Below are 21478 nucleotides of genomic sequence, written 5' to 3' on the forward strand. Positions count from 1 at the left end.
GCAAAGGCCGCTCATGGCAGCGGCGCCCACCCTCCCGGCGCGCCGGTGGCGATGGTCGAGTTGTGGAAGATCTCGGCGCGGCTGCTCAGGCCGGCGTCGCTTCCGAGCTGTTTGGCCAGCAGCACCGCTTTGTCGACGCCGCCGAGCTTGACGTTCGCGCTGCCCAGCCTGGCGCTGATGTCCAGCGGCGTGCCGTCCAGGTCCAGGCTGCCGATCTCGCGCCATCCCGCCGTGTCGGTCGCGCTGCCATCGGTGCCGCCTGCCCAGGGTGGCGGGTTGCTGCCGCAGCCGCCTGTGCCCTGGCCGGTCTTGCTGGTGCCGCTGCCGACGCACCAGCCGATCGGCAGGATGTGCGCGCCGATGCGGCTGTTGACGAAGGCGATATTGTCGACATAGGCGCTCGACGCGGTGCCGCCGCTGCGGGCCAGATAGGCTTGTGTGACACCGGGGCCTGCGGTGAGGCGGCTGTTGAGGAACACAAAGCCCTTGTCACCGACGGTGGCGCGAGCCTGCAGGATGTAGCCGGGCGAGTTGCTGGCGGGGTCGGCCACCGAGCGGATTTCGCTGTCTTCGAACAGGCTGGCCATCGCGCCGCCCCAGATGAAGTCCACATTGCCTTCGACCAGAGACTGGTAGATCCAGTTGTAGCCTTTGAGCTGCAAGGTGTCCTGCTGGCTGATGAAGTTCATCTGCTTGGCGACCAGCCGGCCGGCCGCGGCCGTCGTGCTGGTGTTGAAGTACAGGGCTTCGGCCTGGTTGTCGTAGAGCGTGCTGCGCTCATGCGGGTTTTTTAGCGTGAAGTTGACCAGGCTCAGCAGGTCGGCGCTTTCGACCAGCAGCACCGAGCGTCCGCCGCCCAGCACGCGGTGGCCGGCGGTGCGCCCCGAGCTGGACAGTGCCGTGCCGGGCGTCGCGGTGCTAGCACCGCTGCCGGCGTTGAGCGACTCAAAATTGGCCTCGCCCACCACCACGCCTTCCCGGCTCTCGCCGATCAGGCTCAGATTGTGGACACGGCGCAGCACGGCCAGTTCAGGATAGTGGCCGTTGGCGATGTCTATGGTCTTGGGCGTCGCCACGGTGTTGCAGCCGTAGTCCGCCGGGCTGCCGGTGGCGCAGTGCTTCATGACCCAGTTCAGCGCGCCCTGCAGGGTACGGAAGTCGGCCGCGCCGCCGCCATCGTCGACACGGACCTGCGTATAGCTGCTCGGCGCGGCGCGCGTCGTGAAGCGCCAGCCGTCGGCTTTGCCGATGCCTGCAAAGGGTGTGCCCTTGATCGTGCCACTCAGCACGGCGGCGTCCATCGTCACGTAGTAGCTGGTGCTGAAGTCCAGCTTGCCGCTGCGCAGCTTGACGAGGGCCTTGCTGCCCTGAACGCTGACTGGCCGGTACCATACCCAGCGGGCCAGCGCCGGGTTCTCGGGCATCGCGCCCAGGCCCAGCGCATCGATCTCCAGATTGGTCCGCGCCAGCAGGGTCTGGGTGTCGCTGGCCGACGGGGCGGTGGAAATGTCCAGGCTGTCGACCAGCGCATCGTCGCTGGCGCGGCGGATCTGGATCAAGCCACTCGTGCCGATCAGCGGCGGCGCATCGAAGGCCAGCGCGAGCCGGGTGTCGGTGGGTACGTCCGTCTCCTGGGCTGCAGGGACCTTGGTACCAGCCACATCATCGACATTCCCCGAGCCGCTGATCTGCGTCGTCAGCTTGCCTGCGCCGGCCTGGGCCAGTGCATTGGCCTTGGCGAGGACGGCGGGCCGGGGTTTGTAGGCATAGGGCGGGACCCAGGCGACCGGTGCGCTGGCCACGCTGCAGCCGCTCAGCGCTGCGTTGTTGAGCGTGGAGCCGCTGTCCTTGAAGCCGCCACTGCGGTCGGCGCTGGGATAGCTGACCAGAGCGTCGCAGCCGGCCGCGCCCTCGATCGCAAAGACGTTGCTATGCGACAGGACCTGAGCGGCCCGGCCGATGCCGACGCTGTAGCTGTGAGCGTAGGGGCTGGCGCTCTTGCTGCCTGTGAAGACGTTGTTGAACAGGTGGACCTGGCCGAAGCGCACGCGCGGCACGCGCTGGCTGACGCTGCTGAACACATTGTTGGCGATCGTCACCCGCAGCTTGCCGGCATCACTGGTCTGGCTGTCGGAGCCGCCGATCAGCATTGTCTTGTCGTGCTGCCTGATGAGGTTGTAGGACACGGTCACCAAATCGGCGCCCTTGGTAATATCGATGGCACCGTCATGGCATTGCCTGAGCTTGCCGTTCTCGATGGGCAGCTGGTCGTCGGTGAGCGGTGCGTCGGTGATGGTGTTGTGGTCGATCCAGACCTGGGTTGCGGTCGTGATCGCAATCGCGTCATAGGCCGAGTTCCAGTTGCCCAGGGCACCGTCACTGGGGTCCCAGACGGGCGCTACATCGCAGGGCGCGACGATGTGCAGATTGCGCACGATCACTTGGCTGACGCCGCTGATATCGATATGGCCGTTGACAAAGCCGGCCCCCGGCCCTTCGCCGACCAGGGTGGTGTGGCTGGGCAGCTTGATGCGGGCCCGTGCCCTCTGGTCGGCCGCGCTGGTGAAAGGCCGGCCCTCGCTCATGTCAATGGTGCCGGCCACCTTGATGATCTTGGCCTGATTGCCGCCATTGGCCAGCGCGGCCAGCAGCTCGGCGCGGGTACCGACCGTGTAGATGCGCTCCGGCGTTGCGGCGGCGCCGCCCACGGTGCCTCCTCCATGGCCCGCCCAGCCGTCGGCCGGCGCGGCCTGCTGCGCCATGTCCAGGGCGCCTGCCTGCAGCGCGCTCAGCAGCGGCAGCAGCGCGATCAAGGTGCTGGTTTTCATGCGCGACCTCCCCGAGCCTGTCTGCGGCGCCGTGCGAGCAGACCTGCCAAACCCGCCGCCAGCAGGGCGGCGCTAGCGGGCTCGGGCACCGGGGCCAGGCTCAGCTGCAACTCGAAGCTGGGAAACGCGTCGCTCGTGAAGCTCAGCGCGCCAAAGCTGATGCTGACGCTGCTGGGGCTCAGCAGGGTGGCGCTCACCGTGCCAGCGCCGAGCTGGCTGATGTCGTGCAGCGCGATGCCGGTGATCGCGGTGCCCAAACCGGCGAAGTCCAGGCTCAGCGTCGAGCCGACCATGCTGCCGGTTTCGCTGTTGTCATAGAGACGGATCAGACCGTCGCTGAACAGATCAATGGCCAGCGCGTAGTCTGCGCTGAGGTATTCCAGCTCGCTGTCGCTGAGCGTGACGATGTGGCTTCCGGCGCCGCTCTCGTAGCCCTGTTCCCAGCCGAGCAGGCTGGGCTGGCCGTCGAGCAGCGCGGTCACGGTGGTTTGGGCCAAGGCGGCGCCAGGTGCCAGCAAGCAGGCCAGCAGGGTTCTCAAAAGAAGTGGTCTCATGCGCTTTGTCTCCGATGCCGTCGAGCGGCTTGTTGTGGGGATGAATTCAGGGCAGCAGCTGCGCGCCTAGCTCGGGGGTCAGGTCTTGCAGTTGCCGGGCGACGATGGATGCAATCAGCCGCGCCCCCTTGTCGCCCAGATGGGTGCGGTCGAACACGGGATTGGCGGCACCGGCGCGCTCGGCCGTTGTCGCGGGGTGGATGGGCGCGCCGGGTACCGGCTTGGCTGCCATTGCCAACGTGTCGGCCTCGGCCTCGCCCATGGCCTGGACTGCGGCGCGACTCAGCGCGTGCAGGTCCAGCAGCGCGGCTCGCTTGTCGGCGGCCACGCGCCGGGTGGCGGCGGCCCAGGGCGCGAGGTCGTCATGCAGCCAGGGGCCGCGAAAGCTGCGCCGGGTCAGGGGGGTCAGCAGTACTGGCGTGGCGCCGGTAGCACGTACCTCGTCTACATAGCGGGCCAGGTTGGCGGGGAAGTCATGCACCAGATCGGTGGAGCGGCCGGGCTTGCCGGGTTGGTCGTTGTGACCGAACTGAATCAGCACATAGCTACGTGGGCCATCAGGCCCGCGCAGCAATTCCAGCACGTGCTCCCACAGCCCTTCGGCACGGAAGGAGCCGGAGCTGCGGCCGCCGCGCGCCAAGTTCACGCATCGCAGCTCGGGCCTGAAGCGTGCGCACAATGCGTCGCCGTAGCCACTGCGCGGCGCCATCGTCGAGTCGCCGACAAGGATCAGCCGGGTGTTCTGTGCCTGGGTGTCCGCGCTGAAGCCGGCCAGCGTGAGGGCCAGCAGGAGAAGTACTGTTTTCATCGTGGCTGGGCAAAAAAAAGGTGCGGGACTGTGCCGCACCTTTGGACTTGCTTGCGGTGGCGTTTGCGCCCCGGTCAGAACTTGTAGCGGGCCCCGAACAGGAACTCGCGGCCGGTGACGTGGTTCACGACGACGCTGTTGCGAGCGCGGCTGATGAACTGATCGTTGGCCCGGTTGTTCAGATTGACGCCCTCCAGCGTGACTTCCAACTGGTCGTTGACCTTGTAGGAAATCGACGCATCGACGTTCAGCGAGCTGTTCTTACCCTCGACATCGTTGTTGTTCTGGCCCGGCACCCGGGTCAGGAAGCCGCTGCGCTGCGCGGCCGAGACGCGGGCGCTGAACTTGCCGTCGTCGTAGTACAGCGTGGCGTTCCAGGACTTCGGGCTCAGGTTCAGCAGATCGTCGGTGATCGTGGTCGCGGCCGTCGGCGAAACCTGGTACTGGATCTTGGACTTCACATAGGTGTAGTTCAGGAGCGTGCCGAAGTTGCGGCCAAAGCCGGGCAGGAAGGTGAAGGGCTGCTGGTAGTTCAGCTCGATGCCGTTGAGCTTGCCTCCGGGGGTGTTGATCGGGGTCGTGACCTGGAAGACCTCGTCGCCGGTGAAGTTGGGTGGCAGCAGGTTCAGCGGCAGGCCGGTTTCCTTGAACGGCACATTGGTGCGCAGGCTCTGGATGTAGGTGTCGATCTTCTTGTGGAAGAGGCCGACGCCGACGAAGGCATCCTTGCTGACATACCACTCCAGGCTGGCGTCAAAGGTCTTTGCGCGGAAGGGCTTGAGCAGCGGGTTGCCGCTGGTCACCGACAAGGTGCCGGTGGTGCTGATCGAGCCGCCAGGGTTCAGATTGCCGAGTTGCGGCCGGGCCATCACTTTGGCGGCGGCCAGGCGCAGCACGACGTCGCGGCTCAGATTGGCGGCCAGGTTCATCGACGGCAGCCAGTCGTCGTAGTTGTTGTTCACCGTGACCTCGGTGCCGCCGGCGGTGGCCAGATAGCCGGTCGCTGCCTGCTCGGTCTTGACATAGCGCGCACCGGCATTGCCCTTGACCTTCAGGCCAAAAAGCTGGGTGGCGAAATCGGCCATGAAGAAGGCGCCGGTGTCCTTCTCGACCACCGAGCGGTTGTTGCCGCGGGCATTGCCGTTGGTGGTGGACGACAGCGTGAAGTCGCCGGGGCCGCCGGCCGGGCCGCTCTTGATGCAGTTGCAGTAGATGTCGTAGGCTGCCGCAATCGCGTTCAGGTCGGGAATCACCCAGGAGGTCGGTGTGCCGGCCGGCATGCCCAGGCCCTTGCCGAAACCGGTCAGCAGCGTCGTCAGATTGCCGGCGCCGGCGGGCGGCGCGAAGATAGTGTCGTTCTGGTTGACGCGACGGAACTCGTAGGTGTCAAACTTGTACTTCTTGTAGTCGCCGCCGAACTTGAGGGTCAGCTTGTCGGGGATCGCTTCCCAGGCCAGGTCCACATGGGCGACATCGTTGATGTTGTTGGCGCCTTGCGGTCGGATGCGGATCTCGCTGGCCGAGGTGTTGGCGATGGTGGCGGGCTGTGTGCCCGAATTCACGCGCGGAATGGTCACCAGGCCCAGGCCGCCAACGCCGCTTTGGGTTACATCGAAGGGGTAGCTGATGGCCGGCGCGCGGTCGTCGCCACGGAAGTCGATCGAGTAGCCGTTGACGTTGAGAGCATCCAGGGTTGTTGTGGTCTGCACAGGATTGCGGAACTTCGACTCGGCCCGGCCCACCGAGGCGGTCAGCTTCATGGTCTCGCCGATGTCCTGCTCCAGCAGCAGGCTGGGTTGGGTGAACGTGGTCGAGAGCTTGTCGAACCGAGACTCGGAACGGATGTCGACACCGTTGTACGTGCCGTGGAGCAGGGCGCCGTTGCTGTCGTAGGCGGTGTCGACGACGCTGGTCTGCGGCTTGCCGCCTTGTCCAGCATTGCGGCTGAAGGAGATGGCCTGCAGGAAGTCCTCTTGGCGGGTGGCCTTGAGCTTGGAGTAGAGCATGTCCAGTGTCAGCAGCGTGCCGTCGCGCGGCTTGAGCTGCACCGAGCTGGTGATGCCCAGACGGTCCTGGTCGTGAGTCAGGCGGCCGTAGCGGGGCAGGCGCGGGTGAAAATTGGCCGGGTTGCTGGCGGCGTTGTACGCGGCGATGTTGGCCGGCGTGCCGGTCAGGCGTGGCACACCCTGAGCGGCCGGGCCGCAGGTGGTGGCGGTGGAGTTGGCCGGGTTGTTGGCGACGCCGGTGGGTGCGCACCAGCCGCCGGACGAGGGACCGTTGTCCCAGCGCACCGTGCTGAAGCCATCCTCGAAGACGCGGCGCTTGGAGTAGGCGGCCGAGAAAAGCACGCCCAGCTTGCGGTCAGCAAAGGTGTTGGAGATCAGCACGGCCAGGCGCGGATCTGTCTTCTCGGACAGATCGTTATAGCGGCCCTTGACCGAGACCGATGCGGTGAAGCCCTTCAGATCGAAGGGCCGGGTGGTCTGCAGATCGACGGTGGCGCCCAGCGAGCCTTCTTCGACATCGGCCGAGCTGCTCTTGCGCACCGTGATGCTGTTGAACAGCTCGGCTGCGAAGACGTTGAAGTCGAAGCCGCGCGAGCGGTTCGCGCCGCCCGAACTGTCGGTGCCGCCGGTGGTGGCCAGGGCCTCGATGCCGTTGATACGCACGCGTGTGAAGTCCGAGCCCAGGCCGCGCACCGTGATGCTGCGGCCCTCGCCAGCGTCGCGATCGATCACGACGCCGGGGATTCGCTGCAGCGACTCGGCCAGGTTGGTATCGGGGAACTTGGCGATGTCTTCGGCCTTGATGACATCGACGATGCCCTTGTCCTCACGCTTCTTGTTCAGTGCGCTCTCCAAGGAGGACCGGAAGCCGGTCACAACCACGGTCTCCATGGCCTGCGGCTCGGCGGCGGGCGCGGCGCTCTGGGCAGCGGCAAGCAGGCTGGTGGAGCCCAAGAGGCAGGCGGCCAGTTTGGACAGTCGCGGCTGCTTGAGCCTGTGGCGGGTTTGCATGGTCTAGTCTCCTATTGATTTTTAGCGCAGGCTCGCCCGATGCGAGCAGGGCACTGCTTGGCATTCACCGACCGCTGCGGGTTCTGTGCCCGTAGCTCGGTCTGAGGTGGGGATGACACCGGCGCGCGCAGGGCGCCTTTTGACGGGGCGGCCGCGCGCTGCAGTGCGGCGACCGCTGGACCTCGAGCGACTTAGAGGTAGTCCTCGCGGCGGGGAGAGAACTGGTCCAGCAGGGTGCTGCCGGCTTCAAGAGCCACCACGCCGTGGGTATGTAGGCGAGGGGCCACGAAAGCGTCTCCGACTCTGAGCACGCGCTTGGCACCGGCGACCTCGGCCTCGAAGGAGCCGGAGATCACATAGGCGATCTGGTCGTGGGCGTCGTGAGCGTGCTGGGTGCCGACGGCGCCCTTGTCGAACTGCACCAGCACCGACATCAGCTCCGGCGTGTGGCCGACGATCTTGCGCCGTATGCCCTCGCCCAGCTCGGTCCAAGGGGCGGCATCGTTGTCGAAGTAGCTGCTGCTCATGTCTTAGCTCCGCTGTCTCCACCCGAAAGCCCGGGCGCGGTGTGATGTCTGAAACATCGATTTGCAGCTACTATAGCGCTGACGCAAATAAATGAAACATTGGTTCACTAAATAGAAACCATAATTCCGGGAAAGTCCCAGGCTGCGTTAGGCTAGCGGCCATTGAGCCTCTAGGGGCATCCCGAGACGCCTGTTCAGTGCGTCAGAAATCAGAGAGACAGCACATGATTCTGGATAATTTCCATCTGCAGGGCCGCGTCGCCATCGTGACCGGCTGCAACACCGGCCTGGGCCAGGGCATGGCCCGGGCGTTGGCCCAAGCCGGCGCTGACATCGTCGGCGTCAACGTGTCCGAACCGGATGAGACCCGCGAGCAGGTACAGGCGCTAGGTCGCCGCTTCCTCGACCTGCGTGCCAATCTGTCCGACATCAGCTGTTTGGAAGGGCTGGTCAGCGAGGCCAAGAGCTTTGGCGGGCGGGTCGATATCCTGGTCAACAACGCCGGCATCATCCGTCGCGAGGATGCGATCAAGTTCAGCGAGAAGGACTGGGACGACGTCATCGACCTGAACCTGAAGACAGTGTTCTTCTTCTCGCAGGCCGTGGCGCGCCAATACATGGCCCAGGGCAGCGGCGGCAAGATCATCAATGTGGCCTCGATGCTGTCCTACCAGGGCGGCGTGCGCGTGCCCTCCTACACGGCCAGCAAAAGCGGTGTGATGGGCATCACGCGGCTCATGGCCAATGAATGGGCCTCGCAGCGCATCAACGTCAACGCGATCGCGCCTGGCTATATGGCCACAAACAACACCGCCGCGCTGCGCGCCGACGAAGGTCGCAATGCCGCCATCCTCGAGCGCATCCCGGCCGGGCGCTGGGGTGTGCCCGATGATCTGGCCGGTCCGGTGGTCTTTTTGGCCTCGCAGGCGTCAGATTACGTCAACGGCTACACCGTGGCCGTTGACGGCGGCTGGCTGGCCCGCTAGGCCCTCTTTCTCACTGCCGTGACCCGGGCCGTCAGAGCCCGGGCGCTGTCCTACCGCCGGAGACTCGGTGCATGTATGAGAATAAAAAGCTGGGCTTCCTGTTCGTCCTGCCGTTCGTGCTGGGCGTGCTGTTGTTCAAGCTCTTCCCTTTCGTGATGAGCTTCGCGCTCAGCTTCACGCAGTACGACCTGATCGACCCACCTGAGTTCATCGGGCTGCAGAACTACCGCGAGCTCGCCGGCGACGATCCGCTGTTTCGCAAATCGCTGGGCGTGACCCTGCTGTTCGCGCTGCTGGCCGTGCCGCTGCGCGTGGGCTTCGCCTTGTTCATCGCCCATGTCTTGAACTTCAAGCTGCGCGGCATCAATTTCTTCCGTGCAGCCTTCTATATCCCCTCCATCCTCGGCGGCTCGATCGCAGTGGCCGTGCTGTGGCGCTTCATCTTCGCTAAGAACGGCCTGGTCAATCTGGTCCTGATCAAACTGGGCATTGAGCCGATCGCCTGGCTGGCCGATGAGCATTACTCGATGTGGACAATCGTGCTGTTGTTCACCTGGCAGTTCGGCTCGGCCATGGTGATCTTTCTGGCGGCGCTGCAGAACGTCTCGGTCTCGCTGTACGAGGCGGCCGAGTGTGACGGCGCCAGCAAGAGCCAGCAGTTCTGGAAGATCACGGTACCGCTGATCACACCGGTGATCTTCTTCAACATGATCATGCAGATGGTGCATGCCTTCCAGGAGTTCAACGGTCCTTACGCGATCACCGAGGGAGGCCCGCTGCACTCGACCTACGTGCTTGCGCTTTATATATACGACCAGAGCTTCCGATTCTTCAATCTGGGCTATGGCGCGGCGCTGAGCTGGGTGCTGTTCGCCCTGGTTGGCGGGCTGGCGGCATTGTCGTTCTGGAGCTCCAAGTACTGGGTCTTCTACTCTGGCGAGAAGGAGAGCAAGCGATGAGCCGCGCCGACGCCAAGTCCCTGGCGGGAGCCGTCAAACTGCCCTCGGCGCCGCGGGCACTCGCTCGCGACCGCGGCAACCCCTGGCTGCGCTATGTGGCGCTGATCGCGGTGGCCTTCGTGATGCTGTACCCGATGCTGTGGCTGATTGGGGCCTCGTTCAAGAGCAATGCCGAGATCTTCACCGAGGCCGGCTTCTGGCCCAGCCGGCTGGATTTCGGTGCCTATGCCAAAGGCTGGAAGACGAGCACCGAGTACACCTTCGCGACCTATTTCCTGAACAGCTTCCTGATCGCGATCCCCCGCATCATCGTGACCGTGATCTCCTGCGTGCTGGTGGCGTATGCCTTTGCCCGCTTCGAGTTCTGGGGAAAGAAACTGCTGTTCTCCATCATGATAGGGACGATGATGCTGCCGCTGATCGTGCTGCGGCTACCGCAGTACCTGATGTTCCGCGAAATCGGCTGGCTCGATTCCTATCTGCCGCTGATCATCCCCTCGGCCTTTGCCACCGACACCTTCTTCGTCTTCCTGCTGGTGCAGTTCTTGCGCGGCATTCCTCGCGATATGGAAGAGGCAGCACAGATCGACGGCTGCAACGCATGGCAGCTGCTCTGGCACATCATCGTTCCGCTGCTAAAGCCGGCCATCATCTCGGTCATCGTGTTCCAGTTCATCTGGACCATGAACGACTTCATGGGCCCGCTGATCTACCTGGCCTCGGTCGAGAAGTACCCCGTGTCGCTGGCGCTGAAGATGAGCATAGGCGCGACCGAGGAGGTCGAATGGGCCAACGTCATCGCGATCTCGGTCGTCGCGCTGATTCCCTCGGTGCTGGTGTTTTTTGCGGCGCAGAAGCACTTCATCGAAGGCGCCACATCGAGCGGCGTCAAGGGCTGACACAGAACTACAAACGATTCGGAGACGACAGTGGCGCAGCTAAGCCTGAAAAAAATCGAGAAGGTCTACCCCAATGGCTTCAAGGCCGTGCACGGGGTCGATCTGGAAGTGCGCGATGGCGAGTTCATGGTCTTCGTCGGTCCCTCGGGCTGCGCCAAGAGCACCCTGCTGCGCATGATTGCCGGCCTGGAGACTATCAGCGGCGGCGAGCTGAGGATTGGCGATCAGCGCGTTAATGAGCTGGCACCCAAGCAGCGCGGCATCGCGATGGTGTTCCAGAACTATGCGCTGTACCCGCATATGAAGGTCTACGACAATCTGGCCTTCGGCCTGAAGCTAGCCGGCACGCCCAAGGCCGAGCTCGATCAGCGCGTGCGCCATGCCGCCCAGCTGCTGGAGATGGAGCATCTGCTGGATCGCTATCCCAAGCAGCTCAGCGGCGGCCAGGCCCAGCGCGTGGCGGTGGGCCGGGCTATCGTCAAGAAGCCCGAGGTCTTTCTGTTCGACGAGCCGCTGTCCAATCTGGACGCCAAGCTACGCGCCGCGATGCGGGTTCGACTCACCGAGCTGCACCGCACCCTGCGCGAGGCGGGCCAACCGGCCACCACCATCTATGTGACCCACGACCAGGTTGAGGCGATGACCATGGGCGAGCGCATCTGCGTGCTCAAGGAAGGCGTGATCCAGCAGGTCGACACACCCACCGCGCTGTACGACCGTCCGGCCAATGCCTTTGTCGCCAGCTTCATTGGCTCGCCCGAGATGAACATCCACGACGCCACGCTGCAGAGCCAGGGCGCCGGCCTGGCCATTGCGATCGGGGACCAGGTTTTGCCGCTTCCAGAGGCCAAGGCGGCCAAGCTCACGGGGCGCGGCGCGGCCATCAAGTTCGGTCTGCGGCCCGAGCATGTGTCCTCGCTGCCGCGGCCCGGCAGCGTCGAGGTGCCCAGCACGCTGCGCTTCATGGAGCATATGGGCAGCGAGGTGTTCGTGCATTTCGACATCGGCAAGGTGCCGATGACGGCCCGCGTGCCGGCCGATCAGCTCGGGGGGCTGGGTGAGAAAACGCGCGGCGCCGCCCATAACTTCTGGCTGCAGCTCAATCAGGCCCACCTCTTCGACGCCGCCAGCGGCGCCAACCTGCTGCTCTGACATGCCGATTAGAAAGCTCTCTTTCATCGCAGCCGCGCTCCTATTGACCTTTCCGGCCTGGGCGCAGGACTCGACCGTGCTGCGTTTCTCCTGGTGGGGCGGCGCGGGCCGGCATGAGGCCACGCTGAAGGCGATTGCCGCCTTCGAGCGCCGCAACCCCGGCCTGAAGATCAAGGCCGAGTACATGGGTTTCAACGGATACCTGGAGCGCCTGACGACCCAGATCGCCGGCCGCTCCGAGCCCGATGTGATGCAGATCAACTGGGCCTGGCTGGGCATGTTCTCCAAGCGCGGCAACGGTTTCACCGATTTGCAAGCCTACCGCTCGCAACTGGCCCTGCATCAGTTCGACGCCGCCGATCTTGAACTGGGCCGCGTGGCCGGCAAGCTCAATGCATTGCCGGTGTCCTACAGCGCCCGCGTGCTGCTGTGGAACGAGGCGGCGCTGGCGCGTGCCGGGCTGTCGGTGCCCAAGACCTGGGACGAGCTGTTCGCGGCCGGCCGTGTCTTCAAGGCCAAGTACGGCGACAAGGCGTATCCGCTGGACGGCGAGCTCTACGACATGATGCTGCTGGCGCAGAGCTATGTGCAGCAAAAGCACGGCACGCCCTACGTTGACCCGACCCAGCCGCGCGTCGCGATGAGCCCGGCTGCTGCGCTGGAATGGGTGCAGACCTACCGCCGCCTGATCACCGAGCATGTGGCTGTGCCGCTGCCGCTGCGCGCCAGCCTTGGCGGCGCCGAGAAGCCCACCGAGCAGCAGCAGGACTGGGTGCTCGGCAACTGGGCCGGCAACTACACCTGGGACTCGGTGATCGCGCTGCGCGCCAGTACCTTGAACAAGCAGCAAAAGCTGGTGCTGGGCGACTTCCCGACCCTACCCGGCGCCGGCAACAGCGGCATGTTCGGCAGGCCCACGCTCATGTATGCGGTGGGCCGCAACAGCAAGCAGCCAGAGTTGGCCGCGCGCTTCGTCAACTTCTTGCTGACCGACCCCGAGGCTGCCGAGATCCTGGGCCGCAGCCGTGGCGTGCCGGCCGCCGCCAACAGCTTCGAGCTGCTGCTGAAGGCCGGCAAGCTGCCGTCTCTGGAACTGGCTGCCCACGAGCAGGTCAAGGCCCAGCGCCAGGCCGGCCGGGTGCCCATGCCCTCGAAGCTGTTCGAGCATGCACGCTTCCATAAATTCATGCGCGAGGTCTTTGAGACTGTCGCCTATGGCAAGACCACGGACCAGGAGGCCGCGCGCCGCCTGGTTGAAGAGGGCAATGCCCTGCTCAACCGGATCAAGTGAGATGAAAGCCACCGAAAGACAGCTGAAGTTCGTCAGCCAGCAGGATCCCGACACCGGCGCCCGGGTGACCCGGCTCACGCCGCTGGACGTGACCTGTCATCGCAACTATTTCTATCAGAAGTGCTTCACCAACGATGGCGGCAAGCTGCTGTTTGCCGGGGAGTTCGGCCCGGGAAAGTACTGGAACTACCAGCTGCTGGACCTGCAATCGCAAGTTGCCACGCAACTGACCGACCAGCCCGGCGAGAACACCTTCGGCGGCTTTCTGTCGCCCGATGACCGGCACCTCTATTTCGTGCGCGCCGAACGCCAGCTGATCCGCCTGGCCCTGGCCGATCTGAGCGAGGAGGTGGTCTACACGGTGCCGCAGGGCTGGGTGGGCTATGGCACCTGGGTCAGCAACAGCGCCTGCAACAAGATGGTCGGCATCGAGATCCATGCCGATGACTGGTTCCCGTTGAACACCTGGCAGAAGTTCAACGAGATGTTCCATCAGAAGCCACGCTGCCGGCTCTTCAGCGTAGATCTGAAGACCGGGGAGCGCACGGTCATCCTGGAGCAGCAAGGATGGTTGGGCCATCCGCAGTACCGCCCCTTCGACGACCACACGGTGGCCTATTGTCACGAGGGTCCACATGACCTGATCGATGCCCGTATGTGGTTCATCAACGAGGACGGCACGAACCGCCGCTGCGGCAAAGAACACAGCAAGGGCGAGAGCTGTACCCACGAGTTCTGGGTGCCTGACGGCAGCGCGATGATTTATGTGTCATACGACCACAGCTCGCCCGAACGCTGGATCTGCAGCCTCGATCCAGTCACGTTGGAGAACAGGGTGCTGACGGCGATGCCACAGTGCTCGCACCTGATGAGCAACCATGACGGCACGCTGATCGTCGGCGACGGTTGCGGCAAGGTCAGCGGCGATGCCAGCGCCAGCAACGAGATGCTGAGCGGCGACCCCTATCTGCATCTGTTTGACCTGAAGGCCGGAACGACCCGGCCGATCGCGCGCCACGACAGCGGATGGGACGTCTACAAGGACAGCCGCCAAGTCACCCATCCGCATCCGAGCTTCACGCCCGACCAAAAACAGGTGCTGTTCAGCTGCGACAAGGAGTCGGGCGAGCCTGCGCTCTACCTGGCCGATCTGTGAGGCGGCTTGCTGCTTTGCTGCTCGCCGTGGTGGGTGCGGCAGCGCAGGCTCATGGGCCGCTGCGACCTCAGCTCGACGACGCCCAGGCAGCGCGGCTGCGCGTCGAGGACTGGCTGCAAGGGTGGCAGCCACAGCCGCTTGAGCCCAGGGCCTGGACGCCCGACTTCGTGGTCGCTGCGGACGGAAGCGGCACACACGGCAGCTTGCAGGCCGCGCTGGATGCCTTGCCTCGCCAAGGGCGTCGCCACTACATCCGGCTCAAGCCTGGCACCTACCGCGAACAGATCTGCCTGCGCGACAAGGCGCCGCTGACGCTTTACGGCGACCCGGGTGCCGTCATCGTAGCCGGCCACTACAACGCCCAGCCCAAGCCGGCCGGGCAGGCGATCAATGCCTGCACGCCGCACCAGGAAGGCGCCAGCTATGGCACGGCCGGCAGCGCCACCGCGATGCTGTTCGGCGACGAGTTGCAGCTGGCCGACCTAACGATTGCCAATGATGCGATGGACGCGGTGCGTCTGGGCCAGGGCTATCCGGCCGGAGCCGGCGAGGCCGGTGGCGCCCAGGCCGTGGCGCTAATGATCCGGGGTGACCGCATCCAACTGCAGCGTCTGCGCCTGTTGGGCCATCAGGACACCTTTTACGCGGCAGGCAGCGGTCGCATCCATGTCAGCGACAGCCTGATTGCAGGCGATGTGGACTTCATCTTCGGCGACGCCCGCCTGGTGATTGCGCGCAGCGAGATCCTTAGCCGCGCCGGCCGTCGCGCGCCGGCTCAGGACGGTCACGTGCTGGCACCCAGCACGCCGCCAGGACGCGAGCATGGCTTCCTGATCATCAACAGCCGGCTGCTGGCCGAGCCGGGCATTGGCGAGGCTCGCGTCTCGCTGGGGCGGGCCTGGGATCAGGCAGTCAGGCCTGGCACCTGGCAGTCCGGGCTCTCGCCGAACGCTCAGGCCTTGATACGCGACAGCGAGCTGGGCCACCACATCGGACCCTGGAGCGCTTCGACCTCGCGCCGTCCCTTCGACGCCGCGCACAACCGCATGGCCGAATACCGCAACCGCGCCGCGCCGCGCGACTGGGGTCGCGAGATCTTGGCGTTGGACGACGGCTGGGCGGCGGCCGAGGGCGGCACCACGGGCGGCGCTGCGGCCGTGCCTGCCGATGTCTACCGAGTGCGAGACCGCGCCGAACTGGAGGCTGCGCTGGCGGCCGGGCAGCGGCCCAAGATCATCTACCTGCTGGCTCGCATCGATCTGAGCAGCGACGCCGCCGGCCGGCGGCTGGGCTACGAAGACTACCGCGACCCGGGCTTCGACTTTGAAGCCTTTTTGCGCGCCTACGATCCGGCAGTCTGGGGCCGCAAGCCGCCCGAAGGGCTGCTGGAGGAGGCGCGCAAGCGATCTGTGCAGGCCCAGGCCCAGCGCGTCGTGCTGCGCATCCCGTCCAACACCACGCTGGTTGGCGCAGCGCCGGGTGCGGGCTTCATCAACGGCATGCTGATGCTGGACAAGGTGGACAACATTATTCTGCGCGGCCTGCAGTTCGCCGATGCCTACGACTTCTTCCCGGCCTGGGATCCGCTCGACGGCGCGGCCGGCGAATGGAACTCTGAGTACGACACCGTCGCATTGCGCGGCGCGACGCATGTGTGGGTAGACCATTGCAGCTTCGACGACGGCGCGCGCGCGGATCGCCAGGCGCGCGTCGCGCTGGGCCGGCCGATGCAGCACCATGACGGACTGCTGGACATCACCCAGCAGTCCGACTTCGTGACCATCTCATGGAACCATTTCTCGCGCCACGATAAGACCAGCCTGGTCGGCGGTAGCGACAAGCACACGGGCGACGCTGGCCGGCTGCGCGTGAGCCTGCATCACAACCGCTGGGAGGCGCTGATGGAGCGCACGCCAAGGGTACGCTACGGCCAGGTCCATCTCTACAACAATCTGTTTATGGCCCGCAGCGACGGCGACTACCCCTATGGCTACTCGATAGGCATAGGCCTGGCCTCGCGCATTTTCAGTGAGCGCAATGTCTGGGAGACCCCGGCGGAGATCCCGGCGGCACGGCTGGCCCGGGTTCTCAAGGGGCAGGTCTTCAGCGATCGCGAGTCGCTGCACAACGGCCGGCCATTGGACCTGGGCGCTGCGCTGCGCGCCGCCGGGGCGGAGCTGGGTGGCGATGTCGGCTGGCAGCCGCGTCTGCACGGGCCGCTGGATCCGGTCGAAGCGGTCGCGGCACGGGTTCGTGCCGGGGCCGGCGCGGCGATAATCCAGCACAATTGAAACGCCAGACCAAACAAAGCGAAACACCGCATGGATGACGATCTGAACGACGGCAAGCAGCAACCGGAATCGGTGGCGGCGGTGCTCAAAGTATTTGCCATCCTGCAGGCACTGTCCGAACGCAGCGAGACCGGTATCTCCGATCTTTCGGTGCGCCTAGCCATGCCCAAGGCCACGGTCTACCGTTTTCTGCAGACCATGATGACCCTGGGCTATGTGCGCCAGGAGGCCGACAGCGAGCGCTACGGCCTGACAATGAAGGCCTTCGAGCTGGGTACCAAGGCGCTCCAATACCCGGAGCTGATCGATCTGGCCAAGCACCATATGCAGATGCTGGCCGACGCTACCGGCGAGACGGTCCACTTGGGCACCTTGATCGACAGCGAGATCATCTATGTCCACAAGGTCGATTCGCGCCACATGCTGGGCATGTATTCGCGCGTCGGCCGGCGCGCTCCGCTGCACTGCACCGCGATCGGCAAGGTGCTGATGGCTTGGGAGCATCCGCAGCGCCGCGAGCGCATCCTGCAGGGCGCCGAGTTCAAGCGCTTTCGCGACAAGACCATTGTCGAGCCGGCCGCCTTCCAGGCCGAGCTGGATCGCGTCAAGGCCCAGGGCTTCGGCGAGGATCGCGAGGAGTTCGACGACCACATCCGCTGCCTGGGTGTGCCTATCTTCGACCGGCTGAACCAGCCGATCGCGGGTTTGAGCGTTTCCTTCCCGACCTTCCGCTACGACGAGGCCAAGGAGGGCGAGGTGGTGGCTATGCTGCAAGGCGCCAGCCGCGACATCTCGGCGCGCCTGGGTTGCACGCAGTTCCCGCTCGACCCGCCGGCCAAGGCCGCGCGCGCCTGAACTTGAACGCCATCACCGGCCGACGGCGCCCCAAGACCCTGGCCCTGGGCCTCGTCGAGGCGCTGGGCGATCGCATCCGCGAAGGCCGACTCAATGCCGGCGACAAGCTGCCCACCGAGGCGGCCATCATGGCCGAGTTCGAGGTTAGCCGAACCGTGGTGCGCGAGGCCATCTCCAAGCTGCAGGCTGCCGGCCTGGTCGAGACTCGACACGGCATCGGCACTTTCGTGCTGGGTTTGGGCGAGGGCGCCGCATTTCGCATCGCCCCTGATCAGATGGGTACGCTCACCGATGTGGTTGCGGTGTTGGAGCTGCGTATCGGCGTCGAGACGGAGGCGGCGGCGCTGGCTGCGCAGCGCCGCAGCGGGGACCAGTTGGCTGCGATGCAAGAAGCACTGGCCGCGTTTGCCGCGGCCGCCCAGGCTGGGCGCGATGCGGTGGCGGCCGATTTCCAGTTCCATCTGGAGATCGCCCGCGCCACCGGAAATCCGCATTTCGAGCAGCTGATGGGTACGCTAGGTGCGCCCAGCATCCCGCGCGCGCGCCTTCCGGGCCTTGATAGCGTGGCTCCGGCCGAGCGCCTGGCCTATCTGACGCGCGTCAACGCCGAGCACGAGCACATCCTCGATGCGATCAGCGCGCAGGACCCCGAGGCCGCCCGCGCGGCGATGCGCACCCACCTGGCAAACAGCCGCGAGCGCAGGAGGCGCGCGGCGCTGGCGGCGGCTGGCGGCGAGTAGCCGGTTACTTGCGCGCCGGCAGATAGGCCATGATAGCGTTGGCATGACCGTGGCCCAGGCCGTGCTCGGTCTTGAACCAGGCGAGCATCTCCATTTGCTTCATGGTTTTGAGGCCCTCGGCCAGGCGCAGCCAATAGGCGATCGGCTGGCCGTACTTCTTTTCGATGGACGACAAGTAGGTGGCCGGACGCCCTTGCGGCTGTTCATTGCTGCTCATGTCTGAACGGCTGTCTTCGGGAGTGATGCTGCCGAGCATTCTGACCTCTCGATGCGCGAACCGACCTTCGGCCTGGTCGCCAGACAGCTCATCGGCAGGGCGCCACCGGGCCTGAGCCCGGCTTGGCCGGGCAGGGCGGGACGATCGGCGGCTGCACCACCCGGCGACGCTCCATCCGCGCCAGATTGCGTGCAGCCAGGGCTTCGCTCTCGCGCTGGCGGACGATGCGGTCGCCTTCCATTGGGTCGGCCGCGCTGTGCATGCCCTCGGCGCGCAGGCGCTCCTTTTCCGCGTTCGAGCTGCTCTGCGCTTCCTGGGCCCGGCGGCTCAGCGCCCAGTCCTCGGCGGTGTAGCGCCCCTGGCCCTTGCGGCATTGGCGTACCCGGCGGATCTCGTCTTGCATGAAGGCGCGCTCGCGGTCGCCCAGGCTGGTCGAGTTGGCGCGGGTCTCCATATTGCGCAGTTCCAGATCGCCGGGGCAGTCATTGGCCGGGGCCTGCGCTGGGCCGCTGGCGGCGGGCTTGTTCTCGGGCGGCGGCAGGCGCGGGGCGTCCGCCACATTGCTTTGCAGCCGGCGCTGCTCGACCGGCTCGCCGGCGCCGGGGCAGGGCACATCGGAAAAGCTCACGCCGCCATCGCGTTGCTTGCACTTCCAGACCTCCGCCTGGGCCGCCGTGCCTAGGCCGACCATCAAGAAGAGGATGGCGAGCCTTGCCCAGCCCCTGTGTGCCTGTCTCATTGCCGCGCCCCTGATGAAGAATTGTGCCGCTCCAACGCTGCAGACCGTCGATCGGAGGACATTGTCGGGCAAACGCGTATGTGATTTTCAGAGGTCAGTTGTATGATGACGTACAACTAAATCATGGAGACAAGCATGAAAACACCTTCGACCCTGCATCGATGGCTTGCCGGCCTGTTGCTGGTCACCGGCCTCGCGGGCGGAGCCGCTGCATTCCCGGACAAGTCTGTGACCCTGCTGGTGCCGTTCCCGCCCGGAGGTTCCACCGACACGCTGGCTCGCGCGATGGCTGCCAAGCTGCAGGAGCGTTGGGGCCAGACCGTCGTCGTTGATAACAAGCCCGGTGCCACCGGAACGGTCGGCTCGGCCATGGTCAAGCGGGCCGCACCCGATGGCTACACCTTGCTGGTGGCCTCGCTTGGCCCATATGTGATCGCACCGCACCTGCTGAAGGCCGTGCAGTACGACGCGCTGAAGGACCTCGACCTGCTGACGGTAGCGGTGCAGGCGCCCAATGTGCTGGTCGTGCCGGCGTCGTCGCCACTGAGGAGCATGGCCGATGTGCTCACGCAGCTCAAAGCCAAGCCCGGCGCGATGACCTTCGCTTCGTCAGGCAACGGATCCTCGGATCATCTGACCGCCGAGCTGTTCTGGCAGCAGACCGGCACCTCCGGCTCCCACATTCCCTACAAGGGCGGCGCGCCGGCCATCACCGATTTGCTGGGGGGCCAGGTCGATGCCTCGTTCCAGAATGTCAACGCGGTGTTGCAGCACATTCAGAGCGGCAAGCTGCGCGCGCTGGCCGTCACCGGCGATAAGCGCTCGGCCGTGCTGCCTCAGGTGCAGACCCTGACCGAGGCCGGAATCAAGGGTGCCGATGTCTATTCCTGGCAGGGGATCGCCGCGCCGCGCGGCCTGCCAGCGCCGCTGCGTGGACAGATCCACCAGGCCCTGGTCGCGGCGCTCAACGATGCGGCGCTGAAGCAAAAGCAGGCCGAGGTCGGCATTGAGACCGTGGCTAACACCCCGGAGCAGGCCGCCGCCTTCCAGAAAAGCGAGTTCGCGCGCTGGAAGACCGTCATTGAGACCGGCAAGATCACTGCAGACTGAGCAATCAAGTCAAACCATGAGCTCCACCCCTCTCGTTAAAAGCGCCCGTGTCATCCCGGTGGCCGGCCGTGACGGCATGCTGCTCAATCTCAGCGGCGCTCATGCCCCATTCTTCACCCGCAATCTGCTGCTGCTGGAAGACAGCGCCGGGCACACCGGTGTGGCCGAGGTGCCCGGCGGCGAGGCGATTCGCCAGACCCTGGAGGAGGCTGCGGCGCTGACCATTGGCCAGCCGCTGGGCCGCTGGCAGGCCCTGCTGGGCCAGGTGCGCGAGCGCTTTGCCGACCGCGATGCGGGCGGCCGCGGACTGCAGACCTTCGATCTGCGCACCACCATCCATGTGCTGACTGCCGTCGAGTGCGCGCTGCTGGACCTGCTGGGCCAGCACCTGGAGGTACCGCTGTGCGAGCTGCTGGGAGAGGGCAAGCAGCGCGACTCGGTGGCGATGTTGGGCTATCTCTTTTTCGTCGGCGATGCCGGCAAGACCGATCTGCCCTATGTGCGCGAGGATGCTGGCGGCGGCTGGCTGCATCAGCGCCACCAGACGGCGCTGACGCCCTCGGCCATCGTCGCCCAGGCCGAGTCGGCCCAGGCCCGCTACGGTTTTGCCGACTTCAAGCTCAAGGGCGGGGTGCTGGCCGGCGAGGCCGAGGTGGAGGCCATCAAAGCGCTGAAGGCCCGCTTTCCCGAGGCGCGCATCACGCTGGATCCGAACGGCGGCTGGCTGCTGAAGGACGCCGTGCGCCTGCTGCGCGATCTGCACGGTGTGCTGGCCTACGCTGAGGACCCCTGCGGCGCCGAGGACGGCTTCTCCGGCCGCGAGGTGATGGCCGAGTTCCGCCGCGCCACCGGCCTGCCGACGGCGACCAATATGGTGGCCACCGACTGGCGCCAACTGACTCACGCCATCGCGCTGCAGGCGGTCGACATTCCGCTGGCCGACCCGCATTTCTGGACACTTAGTGGGGCGGTGCGCGTGGCCCAGACCTGCCGCGACCATGGCCTGACCTGGGGCTCGCACTCGAACAACCACTTCGATATCTCGCTGGCCATGTTCACGCAGGCGGCCGCCGCCGCGCCGGGCCGGCTGACCGCGATCGATACCCACTGGATCTGGCAGGACGGGCAAGGCCTGACCCTCGAGCCGCTGCAGATCCAGGGCGGCGAAGTGCGCGTGCCAAACGTGCCAGGCCTGGGCGTGCAGCTCGATATGGCCGCCGTCGAGCGCGCCCACGCCCTCTATTTGCAGCATGGCTTGGGCGCGCGCAACGACGCGATGGCGATGCAATACCTGATCCCGGGCTGGGCCTTCGATCCGAAAAAGCCCTGCCTGCTGCGCTGATCGACCG

General features: G+C 65.7%; 18 protein-coding genes. 11 read left to right on the top strand and 7 right to left on the bottom strand.

What is annotated here, in order from left to right; genetic code table 11:
- Nucleotides 1–11: 11 nt before the first annotated feature.
- The 5 genes from OOZ63_RS03285 to OOZ63_RS03305 all read right to left on the bottom strand — a co-directional run bounded on the left by OOZ63_RS03285 (nt 12) and on the right by OOZ63_RS03305 (nt 7734).
- Entirely contained in the window at nt 12–2828 is a 2817-nt protein-coding gene (locus tag OOZ63_RS03285) for a pectinesterase family protein (RefSeq protein WP_266003889.1), read from the bottom strand.
- Nucleotides 2825–3382, bottom strand: coding sequence for a PEP-CTERM sorting domain-containing protein (locus OOZ63_RS03290; protein WP_266003891.1), 558 nt, complete (start codon nt 3380–3382; stop codon nt 2825–2827). The genes OOZ63_RS03285 and OOZ63_RS03290 overlap by 4 nt, the downstream gene beginning before the upstream one ends.
- Before the next feature lie 46 nt (nt 3383–3428).
- Entirely contained in the window at nt 3429–4190 is a 762-nt protein-coding gene (locus OOZ63_RS03295; RefSeq protein ID WP_266003892.1) for a rhamnogalacturonan acetylesterase, read from the bottom strand.
- A gap of 74 nt (nt 4191–4264) precedes the next feature.
- Entirely contained in the window at nt 4265–7207 is a 2943-nt protein-coding gene (locus OOZ63_RS03300; protein WP_266003893.1) for a TonB-dependent receptor, read from the bottom strand.
- Nucleotides 7208–7398: 191 nt separating this feature from the next.
- The gene (locus tag OOZ63_RS03305) at nt 7399–7734 is read right to left on the bottom strand and encodes a cupin domain-containing protein (RefSeq protein ID WP_266003894.1); all 336 of its coding nucleotides are present in this window, start codon (nt 7732–7734) and stop codon (nt 7399–7401) included.
- Between the two features lie 224 nt (nt 7735–7958).
- Here OOZ63_RS03305 and kduD point away from each other — a divergent pair, with 224 nt between their 5' ends.
- The 9 genes from kduD (at nt 7959) to OOZ63_RS03350 (ending at nt 18063) form a co-directional block, all read left to right on the top strand.
- Nucleotides 7959–8720 carry a 2-dehydro-3-deoxy-D-gluconate 5-dehydrogenase KduD gene (gene kduD / locus OOZ63_RS03310; RefSeq protein WP_323055721.1) on the top strand — a complete coding sequence of 254 codons (762 nt, stop codon included), beginning with the start codon at nt 7959–7961 and terminating at the stop codon, nt 8718–8720.
- Nucleotides 8721–8791: 71 nt separating this feature from the next.
- Nucleotides 8792–9679 (top strand): carbohydrate ABC transporter permease, encoded by an 888-nt coding sequence (locus OOZ63_RS03315; RefSeq protein WP_266003895.1) that lies wholly within the window; start codon nt 8792–8794, stop codon nt 9677–9679.
- Entirely contained in the window at nt 9676–10578 is a 903-nt protein-coding gene (locus OOZ63_RS03320) for a carbohydrate ABC transporter permease (protein ID WP_266003896.1), read from the top strand. Before OOZ63_RS03315 ends, OOZ63_RS03320 begins: the two co-directional genes overlap by 4 nt.
- Before the next feature lie 30 nt (nt 10579–10608).
- Nucleotides 10609–11730: an ABC transporter ATP-binding protein gene (locus OOZ63_RS03325; RefSeq protein WP_266003897.1), complete on the top strand. Its 1122-nt coding sequence runs from the start codon at nt 10609–10611 to the stop codon at nt 11728–11730.
- Nucleotide 11731: 1 nt separating this feature from the next.
- On the top strand, nt 11732–13021 hold the full coding sequence (locus OOZ63_RS03330; protein WP_266003898.1) for an ABC transporter substrate-binding protein: 1290 nt from the start codon (nt 11732–11734) through the stop codon (nt 13019–13021).
- 1 nt (nt 13022) lies between these two features.
- A complete protein-coding gene (locus OOZ63_RS03335; RefSeq protein ID WP_266003899.1) occupies nt 13023–14177 on the top strand; it encodes an oligogalacturonate lyase family protein in 1155 nt (384 codons plus the stop codon).
- Nucleotides 14174–16468: a pectinesterase family protein gene (locus OOZ63_RS03340; protein ID WP_266003900.1), complete on the top strand. Its 2295-nt coding sequence runs from the start codon at nt 14174–14176 to the stop codon at nt 16466–16468. The genes OOZ63_RS03335 and OOZ63_RS03340 overlap by 4 nt, the downstream gene beginning before the upstream one ends.
- A gap of 30 nt (nt 16469–16498) precedes the next feature.
- Entirely contained in the window at nt 16499–17323 is an 825-nt protein-coding gene (gene kdgR, locus OOZ63_RS03345) for a DNA-binding transcriptional regulator KdgR (RefSeq protein WP_266003902.1), read from the top strand.
- Nucleotides 17320–18063, top strand: a complete 744-nt coding sequence (locus tag OOZ63_RS03350; RefSeq protein ID WP_266004282.1) for a FadR/GntR family transcriptional regulator — start codon at nt 17320–17322, stop codon at nt 18061–18063. The genes kdgR and OOZ63_RS03350 overlap by 4 nt, the downstream gene beginning before the upstream one ends.
- Before the next feature lie 4 nt (nt 18064–18067).
- On the opposite strand, the gene OOZ63_RS03355 is transcribed toward OOZ63_RS03350, so the two are convergent.
- Together OOZ63_RS03355 and OOZ63_RS03360 are read right to left on the bottom strand one after the other, a co-directional pair.
- A complete protein-coding gene (locus OOZ63_RS03355) occupies nt 18068–18319 on the bottom strand; it encodes a DUF4287 domain-containing protein (RefSeq protein ID WP_323055722.1) in 252 nt (83 codons plus the stop codon).
- Nucleotides 18320–18368: 49 nt separating this feature from the next.
- Nucleotides 18369–19019 carry a DUF4124 domain-containing protein gene (locus OOZ63_RS03360; protein ID WP_266003905.1) on the bottom strand — a complete coding sequence of 217 codons (651 nt, stop codon included), beginning with the start codon at nt 19017–19019 and terminating at the stop codon, nt 18369–18371.
- Between the two features lie 135 nt (nt 19020–19154).
- Here OOZ63_RS03360 and OOZ63_RS03365 point away from each other — a divergent pair, with 135 nt between their 5' ends.
- Together OOZ63_RS03365 and OOZ63_RS03370 are read left to right on the top strand one after the other, a co-directional pair.
- The gene (locus OOZ63_RS03365) at nt 19155–20129 is read left to right on the top strand and encodes a Bug family tripartite tricarboxylate transporter substrate binding protein (RefSeq protein WP_266003906.1); all 975 of its coding nucleotides are present in this window, start codon (nt 19155–19157) and stop codon (nt 20127–20129) included.
- 16 nt (nt 20130–20145) lie between these two features.
- On the top strand, nt 20146–21471 hold the full coding sequence (locus tag OOZ63_RS03370) for an enolase C-terminal domain-like protein (protein ID WP_266003907.1): 1326 nt from the start codon (nt 20146–20148) through the stop codon (nt 21469–21471).
- Nucleotides 21472–21478: the final 7 nt, after the last annotated feature.

Source organism: Paucibacter sp. PLA-PC-4, from assembly GCF_026241155.1.
In the GTDB taxonomy this organism is placed as follows: domain Bacteria; phylum Pseudomonadota; class Gammaproteobacteria; order Burkholderiales; family Burkholderiaceae_C; genus Roseateles_E.